At 73.1% G+C, this 21,016-nt stretch carries 17 protein-coding genes and 1 pseudogene; 5 read left to right on the top strand and 13 right to left on the bottom strand.

The window, feature by feature from the left end; genetic code table 11:
- Position 1: 1 nt before the first annotated feature.
- On the bottom strand, positions 2-1,234 hold the full coding sequence (locus ABZ934_RS12110) for a cytochrome P450 (RefSeq protein ID WP_361311879.1): 1,233 nt from the start codon (positions 1,232-1,234) through the stop codon (positions 2-4).
- Between the two features lie 228 nt (positions 1,235-1,462).
- On the opposite strand from ABZ934_RS12110, the gene ABZ934_RS12105 reads away from it, so the two are divergent.
- Positions 1,463-2,113 carry a DUF4360 domain-containing protein gene (locus ABZ934_RS12105; protein ID WP_361311878.1) on the top strand — a complete coding sequence of 217 codons (651 nt, stop codon included), beginning with the start codon at positions 1,463-1,465 and terminating at the stop codon, positions 2,111-2,113.
- Positions 2,114-2,153: 40 nt separating this feature from the next.
- Here the strand turns inward: ABZ934_RS12105 and ABZ934_RS12100 are convergent, their stop codons facing one another.
- The 3 genes from ABZ934_RS12100 to ABZ934_RS12090 form a co-directional block, all read right to left on the bottom strand.
- Complete coding sequence (locus tag ABZ934_RS12100) at positions 2,154-2,762, bottom strand: hypothetical protein (protein WP_361311877.1); 609 nt, start codon at positions 2,760-2,762, stop codon at positions 2,154-2,156.
- 94 nt (positions 2,763-2,856) lie between these two features.
- The gene (locus tag ABZ934_RS12095) at positions 2,857-4,911 is read right to left on the bottom strand and encodes an RICIN domain-containing protein (RefSeq protein ID WP_361311876.1); all 2,055 of its coding nucleotides are present in this window, start codon (positions 4,909-4,911) and stop codon (positions 2,857-2,859) included.
- A gap of 318 nt (positions 4,912-5,229) precedes the next feature.
- Positions 5,230-6,678 (bottom strand): Ig-like domain-containing protein, encoded by a 1,449-nt coding sequence (locus tag ABZ934_RS12090; RefSeq protein ID WP_361311874.1) that lies wholly within the window; start codon positions 6,676-6,678, stop codon positions 5,230-5,232.
- 157 nt (positions 6,679-6,835) lie between these two features.
- On the opposite strand from ABZ934_RS12090, the gene ABZ934_RS12085 reads away from it, so the two are divergent.
- Positions 6,836-7,270 (top strand): VOC family protein, encoded by a 435-nt coding sequence (locus ABZ934_RS12085; RefSeq protein WP_361311872.1) that lies wholly within the window; start codon positions 6,836-6,838, stop codon positions 7,268-7,270.
- Positions 7,271-7,370: 100 nt separating this feature from the next.
- On the opposite strand, the gene ABZ934_RS12080 is transcribed toward ABZ934_RS12085, so the two are convergent.
- The 4 genes from ABZ934_RS12080 to ABZ934_RS12065 form a co-directional block, all read right to left on the bottom strand.
- Positions 7,371-7,634, bottom strand: a complete 264-nt coding sequence (locus ABZ934_RS12080) for a hypothetical protein (protein ID WP_361311870.1) — start codon at positions 7,632-7,634, stop codon at positions 7,371-7,373.
- Positions 7,635-7,643: 9 nt separating this feature from the next.
- Positions 7,644-7,826: a hypothetical protein gene (locus ABZ934_RS12075; RefSeq protein WP_361311868.1), complete on the bottom strand. Its 183-nt coding sequence runs from the start codon at positions 7,824-7,826 to the stop codon at positions 7,644-7,646.
- Between the two features lie 421 nt (positions 7,827-8,247).
- Positions 8,248-9,525 (bottom strand): pyroglutamyl peptidase, encoded by a 1,278-nt coding sequence (locus ABZ934_RS12070; protein ID WP_361311867.1) that lies wholly within the window; start codon positions 9,523-9,525, stop codon positions 8,248-8,250.
- Positions 9,526-9,715: 190 nt separating this feature from the next.
- Complete coding sequence (locus tag ABZ934_RS12065) at positions 9,716-10,819, bottom strand: mechanosensitive ion channel family protein (protein WP_361311866.1); 1,104 nt, start codon at positions 10,817-10,819, stop codon at positions 9,716-9,718.
- A 286-nt stretch (positions 10,820-11,105) separates the two neighbouring features.
- Here ABZ934_RS12065 and ABZ934_RS12060 point away from each other — a divergent pair.
- Positions 11,106-13,557 (top strand): annotated as a pseudogene (locus tag ABZ934_RS12060) (nitrate reductase).
- The gene (locus ABZ934_RS12055) at positions 13,554-14,048 is read left to right on the top strand and encodes a hypothetical protein (RefSeq protein ID WP_361311864.1); all 495 of its coding nucleotides are present in this window, start codon (positions 13,554-13,556) and stop codon (positions 14,046-14,048) included. The pseudogene ABZ934_RS12060 and the gene ABZ934_RS12055 overlap by 4 nt, the downstream one beginning before the upstream one ends.
- 29 nt (positions 14,049-14,077) lie before the next feature.
- On the opposite strand, the gene ABZ934_RS12050 is transcribed toward ABZ934_RS12055, so the two are convergent.
- Together ABZ934_RS12050 and ABZ934_RS12045 are read right to left on the bottom strand one after the other, a co-directional pair.
- The gene (locus ABZ934_RS12050) at positions 14,078-14,632 is read right to left on the bottom strand and encodes a hypothetical protein (protein ID WP_361311863.1); all 555 of its coding nucleotides are present in this window, start codon (positions 14,630-14,632) and stop codon (positions 14,078-14,080) included.
- Positions 14,633-14,796: 164 nt separating this feature from the next.
- Positions 14,797-15,009: a hypothetical protein gene (locus tag ABZ934_RS12045; protein ID WP_361311862.1), complete on the bottom strand. Its 213-nt coding sequence runs from the start codon at positions 15,007-15,009 to the stop codon at positions 14,797-14,799.
- A 221-nt stretch (positions 15,010-15,230) separates the two neighbouring features.
- On the opposite strand from ABZ934_RS12045, the gene ABZ934_RS12040 reads away from it, so the two are divergent.
- On the top strand, positions 15,231-15,392 hold the full coding sequence (locus ABZ934_RS12040; RefSeq protein ID WP_361311860.1) for a hydrophobic protein: 162 nt from the start codon (positions 15,231-15,233) through the stop codon (positions 15,390-15,392).
- Between the two features lie 96 nt (positions 15,393-15,488).
- Here the strand turns inward: ABZ934_RS12040 and ABZ934_RS12035 are convergent, their stop codons facing one another.
- The 3 genes from ABZ934_RS12035 to ABZ934_RS12025 all read right to left on the bottom strand — a co-directional run bounded on the left by ABZ934_RS12035 (position 15,489) and on the right by ABZ934_RS12025 (position 20,852).
- A complete protein-coding gene (locus ABZ934_RS12035; RefSeq protein ID WP_361311858.1) occupies positions 15,489-15,875 on the bottom strand; it encodes a hypothetical protein in 387 nt (128 codons plus the stop codon).
- A 63-nt stretch (positions 15,876-15,938) separates the two neighbouring features.
- Positions 15,939-16,844, bottom strand: coding sequence for an NlpC/P60 family protein (locus tag ABZ934_RS12030; protein WP_361311856.1), 906 nt, complete (start codon positions 16,842-16,844; stop codon positions 15,939-15,941).
- Positions 16,845-17,087: 243 nt separating this feature from the next.
- On the bottom strand, positions 17,088-20,852 hold the full coding sequence (locus tag ABZ934_RS12025) for a helix-turn-helix domain-containing protein (RefSeq protein WP_361311854.1): 3,765 nt from the start codon (positions 20,850-20,852) through the stop codon (positions 17,088-17,090).
- Between the last annotated feature and the right edge of the window lie 164 nt (positions 20,853-21,016).

The following is a 21,016-nucleotide window of genomic DNA, read 5'->3' as shown; positions in this document are numbered from 1 at the left end:
CCTACGGGGCGGTCGTGAGCGGCAGTTCCCGCAGGGCGTGGAAGCGGAACGTGGTGGTCCAGGACAGCTCGTCGGCGGGGCGGGCCGTGCACAGCCCGGGGAACCGGTCGAGCACCGTGCGCAGCGCGAGGGTGATCTGGAGCCGGGCGAGCGGTGCGCCGAGGCAGTAGTGCATGCCCTGCCCGAGGGCGAGGTGGGCGGTGTCGGCGCGGTGGATGTCGAAGCGGTCGGGGTCCGGATACCGGGCGGGATCCCGGTGCGCCGAAGCCAGGCAGAGCAGCACGGTGTCCCCGGCGGGGATCACGACGCCGCCGAACCCGACCGGCTCGGTGGCGAAGCGCCGGATCGTCGTCTGGATGGGCTGGGCATGGCGCAGGAGTTCCTCGACCGCGGCCGGGAACAGGGCGGGCCGCTCGCGCAGTTCGACCAGCTGCTCGGGGTGCGTGAGCAGGGTGAGCAGACCGTTGGCGATGACGTGCTGGACGTTCTCGCTGCCCGCCAAGAGGATCAGGAAGGCCAGTGAGACGAGTTCGTCCTCGGTGAGCCGGTCCCCCTCGTCGCGCGCCGCGATCAGGTCGGAGAGCATGTCGTCCCCCGGAGCGGCACGGCGGTCGGCCACGAGAGCGACGAGGAACCGGTAAATCCGGCCGACCGCCTCCACCAGTTCCTCACGCCCGCGCGGCGCGAGCATGGTGGTGACCCAGCCGGAGAACCGGTCCTGGTCGGCGTCCGGCACGCCCAGCAACGAGCCGATCACGCGCAGCGGGAGCGGCTTGGCGAAGGCGGCGACGGCGTCCGCCTCACCACGGGCGTCCATCGCCCGCGCCACGTCCGACAGGAGGTTGTCCACGATGTCCTGCACGCTGCCCCGCAACTGCTCGACCCGGCGCGGGGTGAAGCCGTGGGACACGAGTCGGCGCAGCCGTCGGTGATCGTCCGGGTCGATGTTCAGCAGGTTGCGGTCGAGTGCCGAGGGCAGCGAAAATCCGGTGTAACCCGTGGTGGAATGGCGTTTGTTGACGGACAGGCGGGGGTCGGCGAGCCCTTCTCGTACGTCCGCCTCGTGGGTGACCAGCCACACCGGGGAGCCGTCGGGCAGGGCAACCCGGTGGACCGATCCCTTCTCGCGCAGCCGCCGGTACACGGCATGGGGATCTCCCGCGAACGCCGCGTCGAAGGGCCGGGGCAGGGGCGCCCCGTCCGTGGGCGGGCCGTCGGGCGTGTGCCGCGTCATGCGTTCTCCTCGTGTGCCGCCGGCGTGGCGGGTCGGGTCCTCGTACCGTCGATCTTGGCAGCCGGCGCCGCCAAACCCCGTGCCGGCCCCGGTTGTTCGGCCGGTATCCGCCCTACTGCGCCGCGCTTCGGCTCCCTACTATTCCGATGCGATCCGGAACCCGCTCCGCCACACGGGCCGGACGTCCCCCACATCAGGCAAGGCCACCGACAAACCGATCGGAGCATCATGCCCGGTGTCTTATTCGTGGGCGGTGCGACCGCCGCGCTCCTCGCCGGCTCAGCGCTGGTCCCGGCCGCTCCCACCCCCTTCACCCCGCCGCCCGACAAGATCGTGATCGACGTCGCGTCCGTCAACGGCTCCGGCTGCCCGCTCGGCACCGCCGCGGTCGCCCTCGCCCCCGACCACACCGCCTTCACCGTCACCTACAGCCAGTACCTGGCGCAGGTGGGCCTCGGCGCCCAGCCCACCGACTTCCGCAAGAACTGCCAGATCAACCTGATCGTCCACGTCCCGCAGGGCTACTCCTACGCCGTCGCGAGCGCCGACTACCGCGGCTACGCGCATCTGGAGCGCGGTGCGCGAGCGACGCAGAAGGCGTCGTACTACTTCCAGGGATCGCCCGACACGGCGAGCCGGACCCACACCTTCAACGGTGCGTTCGACAACGACTGGCAGGTCACGGACTCCACCGACTGGGACCAACTGGTGTGGGCGCCGTGCGGCGTGCAGCGCAACTTCAACATCAACACCGAACTGCGCGTCGGCGCGGGCACATCGGACCCGGCGAAGACCAACAGCTTCGTCGCCATGGACTCCGCCGACGGTGACATCCGGACCGTGTACCACTTCGCCTGGAAGACCTGCCCGGCGCGCTGATGCCGCCCGCTGTTCCCCGCCGGCTCCGGCTGCGGCGCCGCTAACGACCGCGGCGGCGCCGCAGCCGGAGCCCGACTGCGGTCCCGGCGAGGGCCGTCAGCGCGACGCCGGCCGTCGTCCACCACCACCCGTTCCCGTCGCCCGAAGCGTCGGCCGCGGGTGTGGTCGGCGCCGGTGCGGGGACGGTCGGTGCGGGGACGGTCGGTGCGGGGACGGTCGGAGAGGGGCCGGGGACGGTCGGTGAGGGGCTGGGGTCGACCACCGGTACGGCGACCTCCCGCTCGCCGTGCCCCAGGGCCGGGAAGCCCACGTCGACGGCGACCTTCCAGGTGCCGGGCGGAAGGATTTCGGCCGTGGTCCAACCCGCGCCGCCGCCGGGATCGCGGACCAGCCGCCAGGGACCCGCGGTGTGGGAGCCGTCCGGGCTCGTCGCGTTCACCGTGGCGGCGACCGCCTCGTCCACGGCGTCCCCGTCGTTCTCCCAGGTGACGTCCGTGGTGAGATGACCGTCCCGCTGACCCGTGATCACGACCTTGACGGTGTCACCGTGCGCCTGCGCGGCCGTGGGGGCCGCCAGCGCCCGGGTGAGGGCCAGGGCCAGGAAGCCGGCGGCGGTCAGGGCCTGGAAGGAGTGTCGTCTGCGTCGCATCGTCATGGTGCTCCCATTGCGGTGGGTGTGGAGAAGAGGAAAAGGGAGCGGTGGAGCGGGAACGGCCGTCCCCGCTCCACCGCTCGGGGCCGGGTCAGCCCGCCTTCTGGACCGTCCAGACCTGCGTCGCGCGGCCGTCCGCGCGCTGGAGGTCGAGCAGCCAGTCCCCGTAGTAGGGCCGGTTGCTCACGGTCAGGGCGTAGCCGCCGGACGGGTCCGCGACGGTCACCGCGCTCCCGCGCGAGGAAACCCGCCAGTTCTGCGCGGAGTTGTTCCCGCAGGGCTGCTGCGCGACCCACACGCCGGCGGCCGGGGCGCTGCCGGCCTGGAGGCACTTGCCGGAGGCCGCCGAGCGGATGCGTACGAGCCCGCCGCCCGCGTCGTCGAAGTACCACTGCTGCGGCGCGTAACCGTTGGCCCGTGCCCCCACGAGGACCGTGCCGTCGGCGGTACGGCCGCCCCACAGCTCGGCGGCCATGCCGGTGCTGCCGTTGCCGAGCGTGTAGCGGCTGCCGGGGGTGGTGGCGCCGCCGCCGGCGCCCACCGTACGGAAGGCCGTGGTGCGGCCGGGGCCGCTGTCACGGCCGGAGCCGTCGCGGACGGACACGGCGACCTTGTAGTCCGTTCCGGGCTGGAGGTTGTAGATGCGCAGGACCTGGGACTGCGTCCAGGTCAGGTGCTTGCCGTTCAGCAGCACCTGGTACCAGACCGCGCCGTCCACCTTGGGCCAACTGACGACGACCGAGTCCGCCTTGAGCTGACCGGCCGTCACCGTAGGTCCGCCGCCGGGCCGCTTGGTCGGCTTGGGGCTGGGGGTCGGCGTCGGGGTCGGCTTCGGGTTCGGGTCGGTGCCGCCCCCGCCGCCCGCGCGCATCAGGAACTGGTTGTCGGCGATGTTCCAGTGCGTGGCGAGGTAACTGCCCGGCTTGGGGTTGGTGTGGAAGTAGTCGTCGTGGTTGCAGTCCAGGATGTTCTCGGCGGCCTGGTTGGAGCAGACGTAGCGCATCTGCGGGTAGTACGGGGTGTCCGAGTAGCACATGACGTCGTACTCGTCCGTGCAGTGCGCGCCCCGGCTGGTGTTCGGCGCGCTGTTGTTGACCGCTCCGAGGTTGTGGCCGAGTTCGTGGGCGGCGGTGTGACCGCCCCAGCAGCCGGAGTCCGTACGGCCGTAGGAGGGGCCGAAGTTGCTCAGGTTGTCCTGGCCGTGCCGCTCGTCGCCGTTGAAGGTGCCTATGCCGCAGTAGACCTGTGTGTCGGCGAAGATCATGTACTTGCGGTCGCGGCGGTCGAGGCCCTTGCCGGCGAGCGCGTTGTTGGTCGCGCTGAACTCCGCGAGGGCGGACGCGGGCAGTTCGATGTTCAGCACCGTGGGGGTGCAGTCGGCGGCCGTGACGTAGCGGATGTGCCGGACGCCACCGGTCTCCTGGGCACTCGTCGAGTAGATCAGGTCGGCGTCGGCCGCCCACTTGCGGAACGAGGCGACGTACTCGGAGTACCGGTCGCGGTCGGCGCCGTGTACGTAGACGACCTGGACGCGGTTGCCGGTGCTGCCGTCGCCGTCGCACTGGACGGTCTGGCCCGCCGGGCCCGCGGCGACGGCCTGGTCACCGGACGACGGCGCGGGCGCCGGGGCGGCGGCCGCCTTCGCGGTGCGCGCGTCGGCGGCGGGCGCGTCCTGAGGACGCCCGTCACCTCCGGTGCTCGCGGGGGCGCCGGCCTCGGGGTGGGCCGGATCGGCCGCGGCGGCCTTCGTCTTGACGGCCGGGGGTATCTCGGCCTTGATGTCGACGCCCTTGGGCGGCGCGTCGGGGCCGTGGGTGCACTGCCCCGCTTCCGTGCGGTAGACGCCGACGCAACGGTCGCCCTTGGGCGCGGCGTTGAGGCCGTCGTAGACCATGCCGCGCGTGTCCTCGTTGGCGGGCGCGCCCGAGAGGGGCGCCGGTTCCTGGTCCCTGGCCGGTGCGGCGGCCGGCGCGAACGCCTGCGGGAGTGCTTCGGCCTGTGCGGGTTGGGCTGCCTGGGCGCCGTCGCCCAGTCCGGAGTAGGCGAGTCCCCCCGCGATCACCGCCGCCGTGGCCATGGCGGCGGTGATGAGTATGAACCGCCGGGGTTTGCGCCGGTGTTCGGCTCGTCTGCGATGTCTGGTCATGCGCACCTCAACTCGTGGTCGGAAGAGTGGGTGCGCGGAAGCCTGCCAGACGAGCCGCCTGAAGAATTCGGACATACGGGAAAGGGGAGCGGGATATCGGACCGTTACCTACTCGACCGTATTTGATGAACCATCAAATCCCTTGCGTTACAAGGAATTTACGCGCGTCAACCGGCATTGGTCCAGGCCAATTATAGACATCTCGTTATCCAATCGAGATATCGGGTGCATGCTTGTTGACGGTAATTCAGTCAGCCATTCATCTATTTATCACCACCCGAATTCCCCCCGTCACAAGCGGTGAGTCCGCCGGACCCGTCAGGTCAGGGGTCGCAGGCGCGAAGAGGCGTGGACCGCCACCGGTGGTGTGGAAGACGCCTCCCGGGCGGCGGCGAGGGCACTGCCCGCCCGCCAGGCCCGCCAATCCAGGTTCCAGTCGCCGAAGCCGTTCCCGAACGGCGTCATCTTCTCGCCGCCGCTGTTCACGACCTCCACGACGTCCCCCTCCCGCACCGTCGCGAAGAACCAGGCGGCGTCCGCCGTGCTCATGCCGGTACAGCCGTGGCTGACGTTCTCCTCGCCCTGCGCCTCCACCGACCACGGCGCCGCGTGCACGTACTCGCCGCTCCACGTCACCCGCGTCGCGTAGCGCACCGGCATGTCGTAGAACTCGCTCGTACCGCGCTTGATGCCCACGGAGTCGCCCCGCATCCGGACCTCCAACTCCTTACCCAGCACCACCTTGACTCCCGCGCGGGTTCGGAACCCGGCCTTGCCGGTGGTGACGGGGATGGTCCGGATGACCCGCCCGTTGCGGCGTACGGTCATCTCGTGCGCGGCCGAGTCGGTGACCGCCTCGATACGGTCGCCGATGGTGAGGTCGAGCCCGTTCGAGGGGCCGCCGTACGCGTGTCCGCCGACCTCGATCCCGTCCAGGCCGCTGCGGACGTGCACCACGGCGTGGGCCGGCCAGTAGGCGCGCGGCCGGTAGTGCAGCGTCGAGTCGTCGACCCAGTGCCAGGCGCCCTCCACCGCCGGCTCCGAAGTCACTTGGAGCGCCTGCTCCACCCGGGCCCGGGCCGTGCGGTCGTCGGCCGGAACGGGGCGGCTGAGCGAGGCCGTCACGATCTGACCCGCGCCGTACGTCCCCTCCTTCGGCCCGAACTCCACCGTGAGCCGGTCGTCGTCCTTCGGCGGCGCGGTACGGAACGCCATCGTCACGCCGACCGGTGTGCCCACCGCGTCCTGGGCGCCGACGCGCACGGTGTACTCCTCACCGGCCCGCAGCGGTTCGGTGTTGGTCCAACGCCGGCTCCGTGGGTCCAACGCGCCGCCCACGTAACGCCCGTGGCGGTCGTGGACGGTGACGTCCGTCAGCCGCCCCGATTCGGCGACCGCGATCTCCAGCGGCCCGTCGGCGTCCGTGGGCAGGGCCACGGTGGGCGCCGCGACCGATCCGGCCGGCCCGCCGAGGACCGACCCGGCGCCCCATGCCGTCGCCAACACCCGCTGCTGACGCCGGCCGTCGCAAAGCCCGGCGCGGAAAGCCTCGGCCACCGCGCACCGAACGGCGACGCCGTCGCGCCCCTCGTCGAGGGCCCTGCTGACCAGCAGCGTGACCGCCGCCTCCGCGCCCTCCGCGGCGAGCCGCGAGGCATCCGAGCCCACCGGGCGGCCCGGCGCCGCTGCCACCACCAGGGCCGCTCCGGCGACCGCGGCGGCCGCGCCCCACCACCTGTTTCGTCCTGCCCCGTGTGCCGATGTCATCGCCACGCAGCCTTCCCGGATCGCCCACGGCCCGATGACACCAGCAAAACGATGGAACGCCTTGATGATGATCATCCACTCGGGTGGTACCGCCGAACGGGCACGCAAGACAACCCGCACGGAGCAAGCCCGGCTGAGCCGGTGGTAACTTCCGGCCATGGAACAGCGCATCAGCCTGATCACCCTCGGTGTCACGGACCTGGCCCGCTCCCGGACGTTCTACGAGAGCCTCGGCTGGCGGGGACAGGAGACCGCGGAAACCGTCTTCTTCCAGGCGGGCGGCCTCGCCCTGGTCCTCTGGGGCCGCGCCGAGTTGGCGCTCGACTCCGGGATCGAGGACACCGGCCCGAGGGGTTTCGGCGGGATCGTCCTCGCGCACAACGTGCGCGACCGCGCGGAGGTCGACGCGCTGGTCGCGGCGGCGCGGAACGCCGGAGCCACCGTCACCAGCCCGCCGGCGACGACGTTCTACGGGGGCTACGCGGGCACCTTCACCGACCCCGACGGCCACCCCTGGGAGATCGCGCACAACCCCGGCTTCACCCTCGCCGACGACGGCAGCCTCACCCTCCCGGACTTCGGGGCGGCATAGGGGCGCTCGGCGAGACGGCCCGGGCGTCGGTGCGACAGGTCGGGAGCGCGCGTACCGGCCGGCACGCCGAGGTCTCCGTCCGCCGCCGGCGGTGGGACGGTCAGCCGTGGGGCCGGGCCACCGCCGTGAGCCCGTAGCCCAGTTCGGCGCCGTCGACGAGCAGCGCCTCGACCGTGCCGCTGGCGGGATCGATGTCCGCCTCCATGCCGTCCCCCGCATACCTCGGGTACCCCGACGCGCCCGTCTCGCCCGTCGGTCGGACGACGGCGGAGCGCACGGGGCCACCGGCCGGGGAGGCCTCGCCGGGGTTCTCGGCGTTGGTGGGGACCAGCAGGATCTCGAAGGGCTGCGACGACGTGTTCATGGGACGACGTTATCCACGCGGGACGGTTCGGCGGGGGAGCGGCGCCGCCGAGAGGCCGGACGTGTGGAGGGCGCGCAGCATGGCCGGGAGGTCCCGGGCGGGGTCGTCGGCGACCAGGGCTTCCAGGGCTTCGGGGGTCAGACGGTAGCTCTCCGCGGCGTCGAGGAGGTCCGCCGCCGTGACGCCCTCCACCGGCCCGTCGGCGTCGGTGAGCAGATCGAGGACCTGCTCGCGGTCCAGAAAACGGCTTCCCCGAAGTCATGGGGGAGGTCTGGCCATTTGACGTCGCTCGACTCGTCCTCGCCGTAGAGCACGTAGCGGCCCTCGCCCCTGCGGGACAGGGTCCATCAGGTGCAGCCGGCGTCGTCGAGGTGCGGGCCGGTGCCGCCGACCCATTGACCCGTGCGGTGCACGCCGCGCCACTCGTCCTCGGTGGTCGCCTCCAGGACGGCGAGCAAGGCCCAACGCGCCCACAGCAGTTCCTGACCGGGCAGGTCACCGGGCTGCCCCCGGTCGGTGGACCGTCACGGTCTGTCCTTGTTCATCATCCTGGCGGGACGGGCGGGCTACGCGTCGGATCGTATCGCCCGCCCCTGGCACTCCCGCCGGGGCCTCAACGGGACGTCGGCACCGCCACGTGTTCCAGCACCGAGCGGACCTCCGAGGTGATCGCCCGTTCGTTGTGCTCGAACTCCGGGCCGGTCAGCAGCCGGGGATCGGCCGGCAGCCCGGTGAGGACCGGGGTGTGCAGATGGCCGCCGGGCATCGCCGGGGCGAGCTCGCCGCGCAGCCGGTTGGACCGGTAGGCCACCTCGTTGGAGAGGTAACCGCCCCCGCCGCCCGCCACCGCCCGGGAGCCGGGAGTGGGGCCGTCGGCCCGGTCCACCGGCGCCGCGGCGCCCGCCGGGATCTCGGTGACCTCCGTGTTGAGCAGGACGGGGTACGGGGCCTGGACGGAGCCGGTCACGGAGTCGGCGGGCAGCGTGGTGCCGATGAACTCGGCGCCCGGGCCGAGGCCGGGGGCGGTCACGGGGTGTTCGCGGGTGCCGCCCGAGAGGGCGCCGGTGTTGTCGGGGTACGGGTCCGCCGAGCGGGCCCGACCGGCCCACGCCTCCAGGGTGAAGATGCCCGGGTACCCCTGGCTGATGGTGGTGATGACGTCCGCCGACGCGGGGCCGCCGGTCAGCCGCGGGGCGAAGGCCCGCTCCACGATCCCGGCGTCGAAGTCGGCGTAGCGCACGGGCAGGACGACGGCGCGGACCTCGGCGGGGCTCCCATCGGCGAGGGTGAGACGCCGGCCGCTCAGTTGGAGGGCGGCCGAGCCGGACGGGTTCGCCCGGCGCGGCTCGGCGTCGAGCCCGAACGGGTCGAAGCCGCTGATGAAGACCCGCCGTACGCCGGGGCCGGCCCGGAACGCGTTGTCGGTGAGGCCGCGCGAGGCGTCCTCGAACCGGCCGCGCAGCGCCGGGCGGTCCACGGGGAAGCCCGGTTCCCAGCGCGACAGTTGCACGGTCATCGCCAGGCGGGTCCAGTACAGCGGCCGGTCGTCGGCTGCCGGCAGGTCTCCGGCGGGCCGCCGGCCCTGGGCCCGGCGTACGGCGGACTGCCACAGGGCCTCGCCCCAGCCGTCGAGCAGCCGGCCGGCTTCGGCGGGGCCGCGCACCCCGCACAGCGCGGCGGGGAAGCGTCGGACGAAGTCCCCGAAACCGCCGCCCTCGACGAGCGCCGTCGTGCGGGCGTCCGCGAGCCGGGCCTGCTCGGCGTCGAGGGGGACGGTGAGGGAGGTGCCGCAGGCGGCGCCGTCGGCCGCCTGCGCGGGGGCGGCGACCGCGATCGGGAGAAGGGCGCACAGAAGGGACGCGGCGGACGCCGCGCGCCGTAAGAGCATCATGCGATGTGACATTACACAGCGGTGACCGCTCCAACCAGAGCCTCTTCGGACACTCCCTACGGGCGGCCGGTGAGCGCCGCGGCGACGCGGTGGCGGAGCGCGATGCCGGCGCGGGCGGCGTGGCGCGTCGACCCGCCGCGCCCGCCGGCCCGTATTTCGTGTGACACCGGGCGGCCGGGCCGCCCGCCCGTCAGCGAACCGTGGTTCGGCCGCCCTCGCGCTGGTGCGGAAGCACGGTCGGCGCCGCGGAGGCGGAGAGCGGCGCGTCCTCCCGCTGTAGCGCGACCGTACGCGTCGGAGCGGGGATCGAGATGCCCTCCTCCCGGAACCGCTGGTGCAGGCGCTTGATGAACTCGTGCTTGATCCGGTACTGGTCGCTGAACTCGCCGACCCCGAGGATCGCCGTGAAGTTGATCCTGGAGTCCGCGAACGTGTGGAAGCGGACCGCGCCCTCGTGCTCGGGGACGGCGCCGTTGATGTCGGCCATCACGGTGCCCACCACCTCCAGGGTCACGCGCTCCACGTGCTCCAGGTCGCTCTCGTACCCCACGCCCACCTGGACCAGCAGGGACAACTGCTGTTCCGGCTGGGTGTAGTTGGTCATGTTCGTCCGGGCGAGCCTCCCGTTCGGGATGATGACCAGGTTGTTCGACAGGTTGCGGACCACGGTGTTGCGCCAGTTGATGTCGACGACGTACCCCTCCTCACCACTGCTGAGGCGGATGTAGTCGCCGGGCTGCACCGTCTTCGAGGCCAGGATGTGCACGCCCGCGAAGAGGTTGGCCAAGGTGTCCTGGAGGGCGAGGGCCACCGCCAGACCGCCCACACCGAGCGCGGTGAGCAGCGGCGCGATGGAGACGCCCATCGTTTCGAGCGCGACGAGCACGCCCATGGTCAGCACCACGATGCGCGTGATGTTGACGAAGATCGTCGCCGAGCCGGCCACCCCGGTCCGCGACTGCGCCACGGACTGGACCAGGCCCGCGATGACCCGGGCGGCGCTGAACGTGGCGAAGAGGATCAGCAAGGCGGTCAGGGACTGGTTCACGAGTCCCGCGATCCGGGCCGTCAGCGGCAGCGTCCCGGCGGCCACCGCGGCGCCGGCGATGACGGCCGCTCCCGGCGCGAGCGTACGCAGGGCGTCGACGATGATGTCGTCCCCGGTCCACTTGGTCCGCAGCGCGTGCTTGGCCAGCCAGCGCAGCAGCCCGCGCAGCAGCAGCGCGGCCACGCCTCCGGCGGCCAGCGCGATACCGGCCACCAGCCAGTCGTGCAGGACCAGACCCCGGGTCAACGCGGTCCCTCCGCTCCGCGCCGGACCGGGGGAGCGGCGACGGCCGCCGCAGGCCGTCGTATGGGGTGTGTCGTCACCTTGTCACCTGTCAGTTCGTCGTGCGGGGGCCCCGGTTCGGGCGGATGGACGCCTCGGGAACGGGAGTGCCATCCTGCCCCATGAAGAGGGGTGCCCGGCGGCCGGGCCGGGCACCGGCCCTCCGGGCGAAAGGCGCGGAAGCCCTGCTTGAGCCGTCACTCCCCGGGTAGGCGCCGATCGACACACCGGAGATCGGCGGAGGTGGGCCATGGAAGCCTCGGTGGACCGGATCGCCGTCCCGTGGGGCGGCCGCACCCCCTACGCGCGGGGAGCGGAGTGGCCGGTACGGACCGACACGCACCTGGCGTCCGGGACCGGCGTCGACGACGTCGACCACTGGGTCCAGGCGGCGTCGGCACATCGTGGGCGTCCGCGGGCGCGCCGCGGACCGGGTCAACCGGGGCCGGCTCGGACCGAAGGACCTGTTCGGCTGGCAGGCCAACGCCTCCGCGGACCGCCTCACCAGCCCCCTCGTGCGCGAGGGCGGCCGGCTGGTCGCGTGCGACTGGGACACCGCGATGGGCCGGATCGTGGCCCGCTCCAAAGACCTCCTGGACCGGCGCGGCCCGGGCTCCATCGGCTTCTACACCAGCGGCCAGCTGTACCTGGAGGAGTACTACACCCTGGCGATCCTGGCCCGCGCCGGCATCGGCACCAACCACCTCGACGGCAACACCCGACTGTGCACCGCCACCGCGGCGGAGGCCCTGAAGGAGTCCTTCGGCTGTGACGGCCAGCCCGGCTCCTACGCGGACGTCGACCACGCCGACACCCTCGCGCTCTTCGGCCACAACATGGCCGAGACCCAACCCGTCCTGTGGATGCGCGTACTGGATCGCCTCGACGGAGCCGATCCGCCGCGGCTGATCTGCGTGGACCCCCGCCCCACCCCCGTCGCGCGCAGGGCCGACGTCCACCTCGCGCCGCGCCCAGGGACGAACGTGGCCCTGCTCAACGCCCTGCTGCACGAGATCATCCGCACCGACCGCGTCGACCACGGGTTCGTCGGGGCGCACACGGTCGGCTTCGAGGAACTCCGAGAACGCGTGGCCTCCTGCACCCCCCGGTGGGCCGCCGCCATCTGCGACGTCCCCGCGACGGCCATCACCGAGGCCGCCGAACTCCTCGGCTCCGCCGAGCGGCTGCTGTCCACCGTCCTCCAGGGGGTCTACCAGTCCCACCAGGCCACCGCCGCCGCCGTACAGGTCAACAACCTGCACCTGGTCCGTGGCATGCTCGGCCGCCCCGGCGCGGGAGTGCTCCAGATGAACGGACAGCCCACCGCTGAGAACACCCGCGAATGCGGGGCCGACGGCGACCTGCCCGGCTTCCGGAACTGGCAGAACGACCGGCACGTCGCGGACCTGGCCCGGGTGTGGAACGTCGAACCGTCGACCATCCCGCACTACGCGCCCCCCACGCACGCCATGCAGATCTTCCGCTACGCCGAGCAGGGCTCGATCCGGATGTTGTGGATCAGCGCCACCAATCCGGCGGTCTCGCTGCCCGAACTCGCCCGGGTCCGCTCCGTCCTCGGCCAGGACCGGCTGTTCACCGTCGTACAGGACCTGTACCTCACCGAGACCGCGCAACTGGCCGACGTCGTCCTGCCCGCCGCGACCTGGGGCGAGAAGACGGGCACCTTCACCAACGCGGACCGCACCGTCCACCTGAGCGAGAAGGCCGTGGAGCCCCCTGGCGAAGCCCGCCCCGACCTCGCGATCTTCCTCGACTACGCGCGCCGCATGGACTTCCGCGACAAGGACGGCGGCCCGCTCGTGACCTGGGACGGGCCGGAGGAGGCGTTCGAGGCGTGGAAGCGGTGCAGCGCCGGACGGCCCTGCGACTACACCGGCGTCACCTACGACAAGCTGCGCGGCGGCAGCGGCATCCAGTGGCCGTGCGACGCGGCCCGTCCCGAGGGGACCGAGCGGCTCTACACGGACGGCATCACCTGGGCCCACCCGGACGTCTGCGAGAGCTACGGCAAGGACCTCGTCACCGGGGCTTCCGTGGAAGTGGTGGAGTACCGCTCGCTCAACCCGGACGGCAAGGCCGTCATCAAGGCGGCCGAGTACCAGCCGGCCCACGAGGAACCCTCGCGGGAGTACCCGCTCCAGCTCACCACCGGTCGGACCCTCTACCACTTCCACACCCGCACCAAGACCGGCCGGGTCCCCCAACTGAACGCGGCGGCGCCCGAGGTGTGGGTGGAACTGTCCGCCGTGGACGCGGCCGCCCGCGGACTCGCGGAAGGCGACCTGGTGGACGTCACCACGCCCCGCGGCTCCCTGCGCGGCACGCTGCGGATCACCGCGATCCGCGAGGGCCTGCTCTTCGTCCCGTTCCACTACGGCTACTGGGACACCGCCGAGGGCTATGGCCCCTCGGGGGACGGGCCGGGCAGAGCGGCGAACGAGACCACCGTCACGGACTGGGACCCGGTGTCCAAGCAGCCGCTCTTCAAGACCGCCGCGGCCCGCCTCACCCTGGTCCGGCGGGGCGACGGGGTACCGGCACCGGCCCCCACCACCACCGCGTCCGCGCCGGTCGACCCGCGCGGGATCAGCCCCACCAGCGGCGGCCCCGAGGCCCACGCGAACCAGAGCACGGACGGCCCCCGACCTGACGTCACACGGAGTGAGGCGGCCCGGTCATGAACGGCACCACCCTGACCCTTCGCACCCTGCACCACGGGGAACGGCACCTGGAGAAGGAACTGCTGGCCGCGGCCGAGCGGCACCGCACCGAACACGAGGTCCACCACATCGCCCTCGACCTCGCCCGGTGGTCACGCGAGCACGCCGCCCGTCTGTCGGAGGCGGCCCGGCACTACTCGCTCGACCTCGACGCGCCGCCCGACCACCCCGGTTCGGGCGGTCCCCTCGCGGCGCTGCGGGAGAGGGCGGCGGAAGCCCTGGGCAGACGACCCGAACCCGGCCTGCTCCTGCTGCACGACCTGAAGGACCTCTACCTGGCCGCCGCGGAGAACTCGCTGTACTGGGAGATGTTGGCGCAGACGGCGCAGGCCACCCGGGACGCCCGCCTCCTGGAGCTCGCGTCCTCCTGTCATCCGCAGACGCTGCGGCAGGTCCGCTGGGCCAACACGATGATCAAAAACCTTTCGCCGCAGATCCTGTCCGGCCTGTGACGGTCCGGCGCGGGGGGCGCCCCTTCGGGTCATTCGCGCTCGTTGGCCCGGCGGACCCGCTCGTCATCGGCCTTGGGCTGCGCGCCCGTCCCGGTCCGCGAGGGAGCCCCGGGCGCGCGACCGTGGTCGTCCACCGTTCCGCCCTCGTGCTGGAGCGCGGGCCGGTGCGGGGGCGCCGCCCGCCCCTCGTTGCCCCCTTCCGTCCTTTCCGTCCCGCCCGCCTGCGGGTCCGCCGGGCGCAGGGAGCGCAGCTCGCGGGCCGTCGTCTCCGCGTCGGGGAGCGTCAGCGCGAGGCGACGGAATCCCGCGTCGCCGGAGAGGTCCAGCCGGAGTACCGAGCCTTTGGCCCGTACGGAGACGAAGTCATCGCCCTCCGGGGAACGCCTGATCCCCACACACCGGCCGGGGCGCCAGATGCCCGCGGCCGGCACGCCGCGCAGCACGCGCCACCAACTGGACTCGACCGCCACGTCGCGCACCGCCGCCACCGGGACGCGGATGTCCCGCCGACGGCGCACGGCCAGCCGCTCGCGCAAGGACAGCCGGACCACGACGTCCGTCCCTTCCACCGACAGCCGGGCCATGGCGTGCCTCCTTCGGCCTCGCGCGCGGTCCCCGAGGGTGCGTCTACCCGGGAAGGCCCGTCCGCATGGCCCGTCGCTCTGCCTTCCGCCACCGGTGCCCCGGAACGGCGGACTCCGGCGGGTGGTCGGCCACCGGCCGGAGACCTGTGCGTGTGGCCGCGGGGTCAGCGGTCGTCGCGGGGCATCTCCATGCCCTCGTCGCCCGTCATGTCGTCGCCGAGCGCGCGGTCGTGCGACACCTCACCCGGCTTGCGCCGGCGTCCGCCGCCGCCCGGACGCATCGACCCGGGGTCCTGGCCGGGCTGCTGCCGGCGCGACTGCCCCTGCTCCTCGCGGCCCTTGCCCGGCTGCTGGTTCTTGTCCCGCATACCGCCCATGACGGTTCACGCTCCTTGATCTCGTCGGAGGTCCTCATTGGCCTCCACGCCCATGACGCTGCCACGGCGTGCTACGGGGCGCACCTTTTCGGTGACCGAGCGTGTGGTTCGGGGCATGGCTCAGCGTCTTCGGCAACGGATGGAGGCGCCCGAAGAACCGAGTGGTTCTCGCGCATGGGGAGGGCCGGCCGGGGCACTGGCTCCTTCGGAGGTTGATAACTATGGTTCCCCTGCTTCTCGTCCTTCTGCTCGCTCTCGTCCTGTTCGGCGCGGGCTTCGCGCTGAAGGTGCTGTGGTGGGTCGCGATCGCGGTCCTGGTGCTGTGGCTGATCGGCTTCGTCGCCCGTCCCGCGGGCGGTGGCGGACGCTGGTACCGCTGGTAGCGCACCGCCGCACACGCGCACACGAGTGGGGCCCCCTCCCGACCGGGAGGGGGCCCCACAGCGCTGTCCGGCTCCGCTGTCCGGCTCAGGCGCGGCTCAGCACTGACGCAGGCCGTAGGCGGGGTCGTTGTTCGTGTTGACGTCGACGGCGGGCACGTTGCCCCAGGCGCCGTTGTCGAGCTGCGTCCAGTACCAGATGTCGTTCTGCCCCTGGTGCGGGTCGCCGTGGCCCCAGCACACGAACCAGTTGTAGCCGGTGGTGAGCGTGCCGCGGGTCGCGGAGCGGTACGAGCGGTCCGCGTACCCCTTGGCCCCGACCTTGTTGCCGCAGTAGAGCCGGCCGTCCGAGTGGACGCCGCAGTCGGCGGTGGGCTTCGCGGGGGCGGCGGGCGCGGCACTCGCCGCGGGCAGTCCGGTGGCGGTCAGGGTGGCCGTGAGGGCGGCCGCACCGGTCAACAGGGCGATCTTCTTGCGTACGTTCACCGTGTACTCCTCGTATCCTCGGATGTGTCGATCAGTCGGCGTGTCGATGTGGGTGAAGGTGTGTCAGGGGCAGGTGGGGACGCCATCCAGCCAGGCGGGACCCTGGATGTAGATGTTGGTGATCCACGCCTGGTAGTCCGGCAGGTAGGACCAGGCGTCGTTGTGGTAGCCCTCGGCGTCCACGGGCTGGGCGTGCTTCTGGCAGCCGATCCGCACCCGCGTCGGGCCGTCGAACTTATTGACCCGCGCGCTGGTCGTGGACGGTTCGGAATGTGTCCACACGTCCGTGCCCCAGGTGGAGAAGTTGCCGCCCTGCCCCGGGTCGGCACCGATGCGGACGGCCCCGTTGTAGTCGCCGCCGAGCCGGACGTCACTGACCATCACGTGGGTGCCGGACTGCCGGGCCTCGACCATCTTCCCCGCGCCCAGGTAGACGGCGATGTGATGGATGCTGTTGTCCCCGCCCCAGGCCAGCAGGTCACCGGGCAGCAGGGGTCCGGTGCCCTGGGACGCGCCGAACCGCGCCGTCACCCGCGACGAGTGGTACTGGCCGTTCGCCGTACCGGCCAGGATGTCCTGACCGGTGGCCTGGGCGTAGGCGTAACGGACCAGGCCCGAACAGTCGAACCCGCGCCGCTCCGGGTCGTGCTGACTGGCCGGATCGGAAGGATCCACCTGCCCGTAGGTGGCGCCCGGCTGCGGCCCGTGGCCGCCTCCCCACGTGTACCAGACGCCGATCTGCGAGCAGGCGGCCCGCACCGCGGCCTGAGCGGCGGCGGACGCACCCGGCGCGAGGACGTCGCAGCCGGCTTCGGCGGCAGCCGGTCGGGCGCCCGCCGCCGGGCCGGCCCGCTCGGCCCGCGCCGCCGGAGCGGCTCCCGCCGGGGGCGCCGTGGCCCCCACGGCGCAGAGCGCCAACAGGCCGACCGCCGCGACGGACCGCCTCGTTCTGTCAAGGATGGTGCGCATGCCCGGTTCCCCGTTCCCCGTAGTAGTTCTTGACGGATCGTGTCTTCTTGACGGGTCGTGACCCTCCGCCAGGTCGGCCGGTGACTGTGGTTCGGTCGGAACACGCCCACCGGCTGCGGTGGTTCGAGACTGGGCCGTGCCCGGCGTCGCTGTCGAGACGCCACGCGTCGCCCTTGCCGTCGGGAAACGGGAAACCCCCGGGGAAACGGGCCGTTTCCCCGGGGGGTTCGTTTTCCCGGGGGTTCAGTCGGCCGCCCCCGGACACACACGGAGATAGGGGAGCCCGGGCAGCAGTTCGGACCAGCGCGCGGGGCCGGTGTCCCCCAGGAGGCGGCACAGCGCGGCCGTGCGCTCCGAGACGCCGGTGTTCCACAGCCGCACCGTGCCGTCGTTGCTGCTGCTCGCCAGCGTGTCCGGCCGCGCCGGGTCGAAGGTGACGCCCCACACGGCTCCCGTATGGCCGCCCAGCGTCGCCGTCTGCTCGCCGCGCCGCGGATCCCACAGCTTCACGCTCTGGTCACTGCCGCTGCTCGCCAACACCGTGCCGTCGGGGCTGAACGCCACCGCCCGCACCGACCCGCTGTGTCCGGCGAGGGTACCGGCCGAGGTGAGCCGGGCGGTGTCCCACAGCCGGACCGTCCCGTCGTTCCCCCCGCTGGCGAGGGTCCGCCCGTCCGGTGAGAACGCCACGCCGCGGACGGAGCCGATGTGGCCGCGCAGCACGGCCCGCGGCGCCCGTCCGGCGGCCCGTACGTCCGCCACGTCCCACAGTCGTACCGTCAGATCATCGCTCCCGGAGGCGAGCGTCCGGCCGTCCGGGCTGAACACGACGGCGTTGACGAAATCCTGGTGGGCATCGAGGGTGGCCTCCCGCCGGCCCGTGCCCACGTCCCACAGCACCACGGTGCGGTCCGCTCCGGCCGAGGCGAGCGTCCGGCCGTCCGGGGAGAACGCCACCGCGAAGACGGAGCCGCCGTGACCGGAGAGCACGGCGGCCGGTTTCCCGCTCGCCGCCTCCCAGGTCCGGACCATACGGTCGGCCCCCGCGGCGGCGATCAGGCGCCCGTCGGGCGAGAACGCGACGGCGAACACCGAACCCCCCGAGCCGGTCAGGGTGGTGCGCAGCCGGCGCCGGTCGGGCTCGAAGACCCGTACGGTGTGGTCCGCCTGAGCCGACGCCAGCAGCCGGCCGTCCGGGGAGAACGCCGACTGCCACGCCTCGCTGAACGGCCGGGTGGCCAGGGCGCCCCGGCCGGGGTCCCAGAGCACCACGGACTGGTCGAACCCGCCGGTGGCGAGCCGCTCTCCGGGGCCGGCCGCGACGGCGAGCACATAGTCGGTATGACCCGACCATGTGCTGATCATTTTGTCGGTGGCCGGGTCCCAGGACTTGACCGTGCCGTCACCGCCGGCGCTGAACACGGTGTCCCCCGTCCGGCTGAACGCGACCGCGTTCACATCGTCACCGTGTCCGGTGAGCACCGCCCGCGCCGTGCCGCCCGGCAGGTCCCACAGCCGTACGGTCCGGTCGGCGCCGCCGGAGGCGAGTGTCCTGCCGTCCGGGCCGAAGGAGATCCCGAGCACCTGGTCGGTGTGACCGGTGAGCACCTGCGGCCGTCCCGGGTCGGCCGCGTCCCACAGCATCACGCTCCGGTCGGCGCCGGCGGAGGCCACACGCGAGCCGTCCGGGCTGAACGCCACGGCCATCACCGCGTCCTCATGCCCGGTCAGGACCGCCCGCGCCGTGCCGCCCGGCAGGTCCCAGAGCCGCACGGTGTGGTCGAGGCCGCCGGAGACCAGGGTGCGGCCGTCCGGGCTGAACGCCACCGAACGGACCGACCCCCGATGCCCCATCAGGGTGGCGGCGAGCCGCCGTGCGCCCACGTCCCACAAGCGCACGGTCCCGTCCGCCCCCGCCGTCGCCAGCCGGCTGCCGTCGGGCGCGAACGCCACCGATTGCACCGCCCCGGTGTGCCCGGTGAGCGTGCCGAGCGGCCGGTGCCCGTCCGCGTCCCACAGACGGACCGAGGCATCCGAACTCGCCGAGGCCAGCACCTTCCCGTCCGGGCTGTACGCGACGGAGTTGACCGCCCCCGTGTGCCCGCGCAGCCGCCCCGCGAAGAACTGCGCCTGGCTGCTGAGGAGCGCCCCCCGGGCCTCCGCGGTGGGCGCCGTGCGGTAAGCGGCGGCCGCGAGCAGCATGGACGCCTCCGGCTGTCCCGCCGCGAGGGCCCGCGACCGTACCGCCATGGCCTGCGACTGCGCCGTTCGCCGCTGGTCCAGCGCCCGCGCACGCTGCTGGAAGGCCAGCGCCCCGGCCGCCAGCGCCACGGCGAGCAACCCCGCCAACGTGATCACCAGGGCCCGGCGGATCCGGCTCTGGCGCCGCACCGCCCGGCGCCGCCGCTCCTCCTCGGCCTCGCAGGCGGCGACGAACTCCCTCTCCTCGGGCCCCAGCTGCGACGGGTCCTGCCGCTCGGCCCACTCCCGGACCCCGGCGAGCCGGCTGCCCCGGAAGAGCAGGCTGGGGTCGCGCCCGCTCCGTACCCACTCGGCGCCCGCGTCGGAGACCCGCTGGCGCAGCACCAGGGCCGCCCGGTCGGACTCGATCCACTCGCGCAGGCGCGGCCACGCGTGCAGCAGCGCCTCGTGGGTGATCTCCACCGAGGCCCCGTCGGCGGTCACGAGCCGGGCCTCGATGAACGCGTCCAGCACCCGTCCGCCCGCACCGGCGTCCGCCACCTGCCGCAACAGCCGTTCCCGCTCGACCGGCCTGCGCGTCTGGGTACCCGAACCGTCCGCGAGGTGCACGAGCCGGATCAGCAGGTGCCGTGCGATGCGCCGCTCGACGGGCCCCAGCCGGGCGAAGACGGACTCGGCGGTGCGCGCGACCGCTCCGTGGATCCCGCCGGTCATCTCGTAACCGGCCACCGTGAGCGTCCTGCCGGAGCGTTGCTGCCAGGTGCCGAGCAGCGCGTGGGCAAGGAGCGGAAGGGAACCCGCGTGCGCCGCCGAGCGGTCCCCGAGATCGCGCAGCAGCAGTTCGACCAGGCCGACCTCCAGGGTGAGCCCGGCCCGCGCCGCGGGCTCGCAGACGGCCTGGCGCAGTTGCACCTCGGACATCGGGCCGAGGGCGAACAGGCCGTGCGTGAAGACCTCCACCAGTTCTGGATGGTCCAGGCACTGCCCGCAGAAGTCGGCCCGCATCCCGATGACGACGGCGATGGTGGAGCGGCCGGCCAGCGAGTGCAGCACACGGACGAAGGCGCCGCGTTCCCGGTCGTCCTCGCAGAGCGTGAAGACCTCCTCGAACTGGTCGACGAGGAGCACCAGCCCGGGCCGGCCGAGAGAGCCCGCCACCGCCTCCGGCAGCCGGTCCGGTCGGTCGACCAGCTCCTCGGGGGTGATCCCCGCCGCCGGCGCCCCCAGCACGTCCGCCGCACAGCGCAGCAGCTCCTTGAGCGGGTGCGCGCCCGGCGCGCACACCACCACCGGCCAGTCCCGCGACCCGGCGACCGGCAGCGCCCCGCGGCGCACTGCGGGAAGCAGCCCGGCGCGCAGCAGCGAGGACTTGCCCGCGCCGGACGGGGCCACCACCGCCACCGCGCCCCGACCGATCCGCTCGGCGAGCCGACCGGTCAACTCGGCGGTGGCGCTCTCGCGGCCGAAGAACCACTCGGCGTCCCCGGGCCCGTAGGCGGCCAGACCCCGGTAGGGGCAGACCGCGCCGGAACCCTCCGCGTCGGGCCCGTCGTCCCCGGTGCGGGCCGGCGGGACGGCCGGTACGGGCGGGATGAGGCGTACCAGTTCGCCGCCGGCGTCGAGGGCCTCGTCGCACCTGCGGGCGACATCGGGGGTGGGCGGCTTCCGCCCGTTCTCGATCTTGCTGAGGTAGCCCTTGCTGTAGTGGATGGTGCGGGCCAGGTCCGAGAGCGACACGTCGCGCCGCCGGCGCAGGCGTCGCAGCTCGGCCGCGAATCCATCGAGGGTCTCGTCGTCCGTCGGCACGGGGCCTACCTTCCCTCGCGGGCGGAACGTACGCCTGAAACGGGAACGAGTTGGTCCGCTCCGGTGGTGCACGGCCCGACGATCCACCGACGACCGCCGCCGGGCAGGGCGTCAACGTACCGGCCCGAGACGTCCCCCCGCGTCCTGCGGCGCGCCCCGCGCCG

Origin of the sequence: Streptomyces sp. NPDC046557 (assembly GCF_040645975.1) — a bacterium.
In the GTDB taxonomy this organism is placed as follows: Bacteria; Actinomycetota; Actinomycetes; order Streptomycetales; family Streptomycetaceae; genus Streptomyces.
Note: the sequence above shows the minus strand (reverse complement) of the source record. Positions and strands in the feature narration are given on the sequence as shown.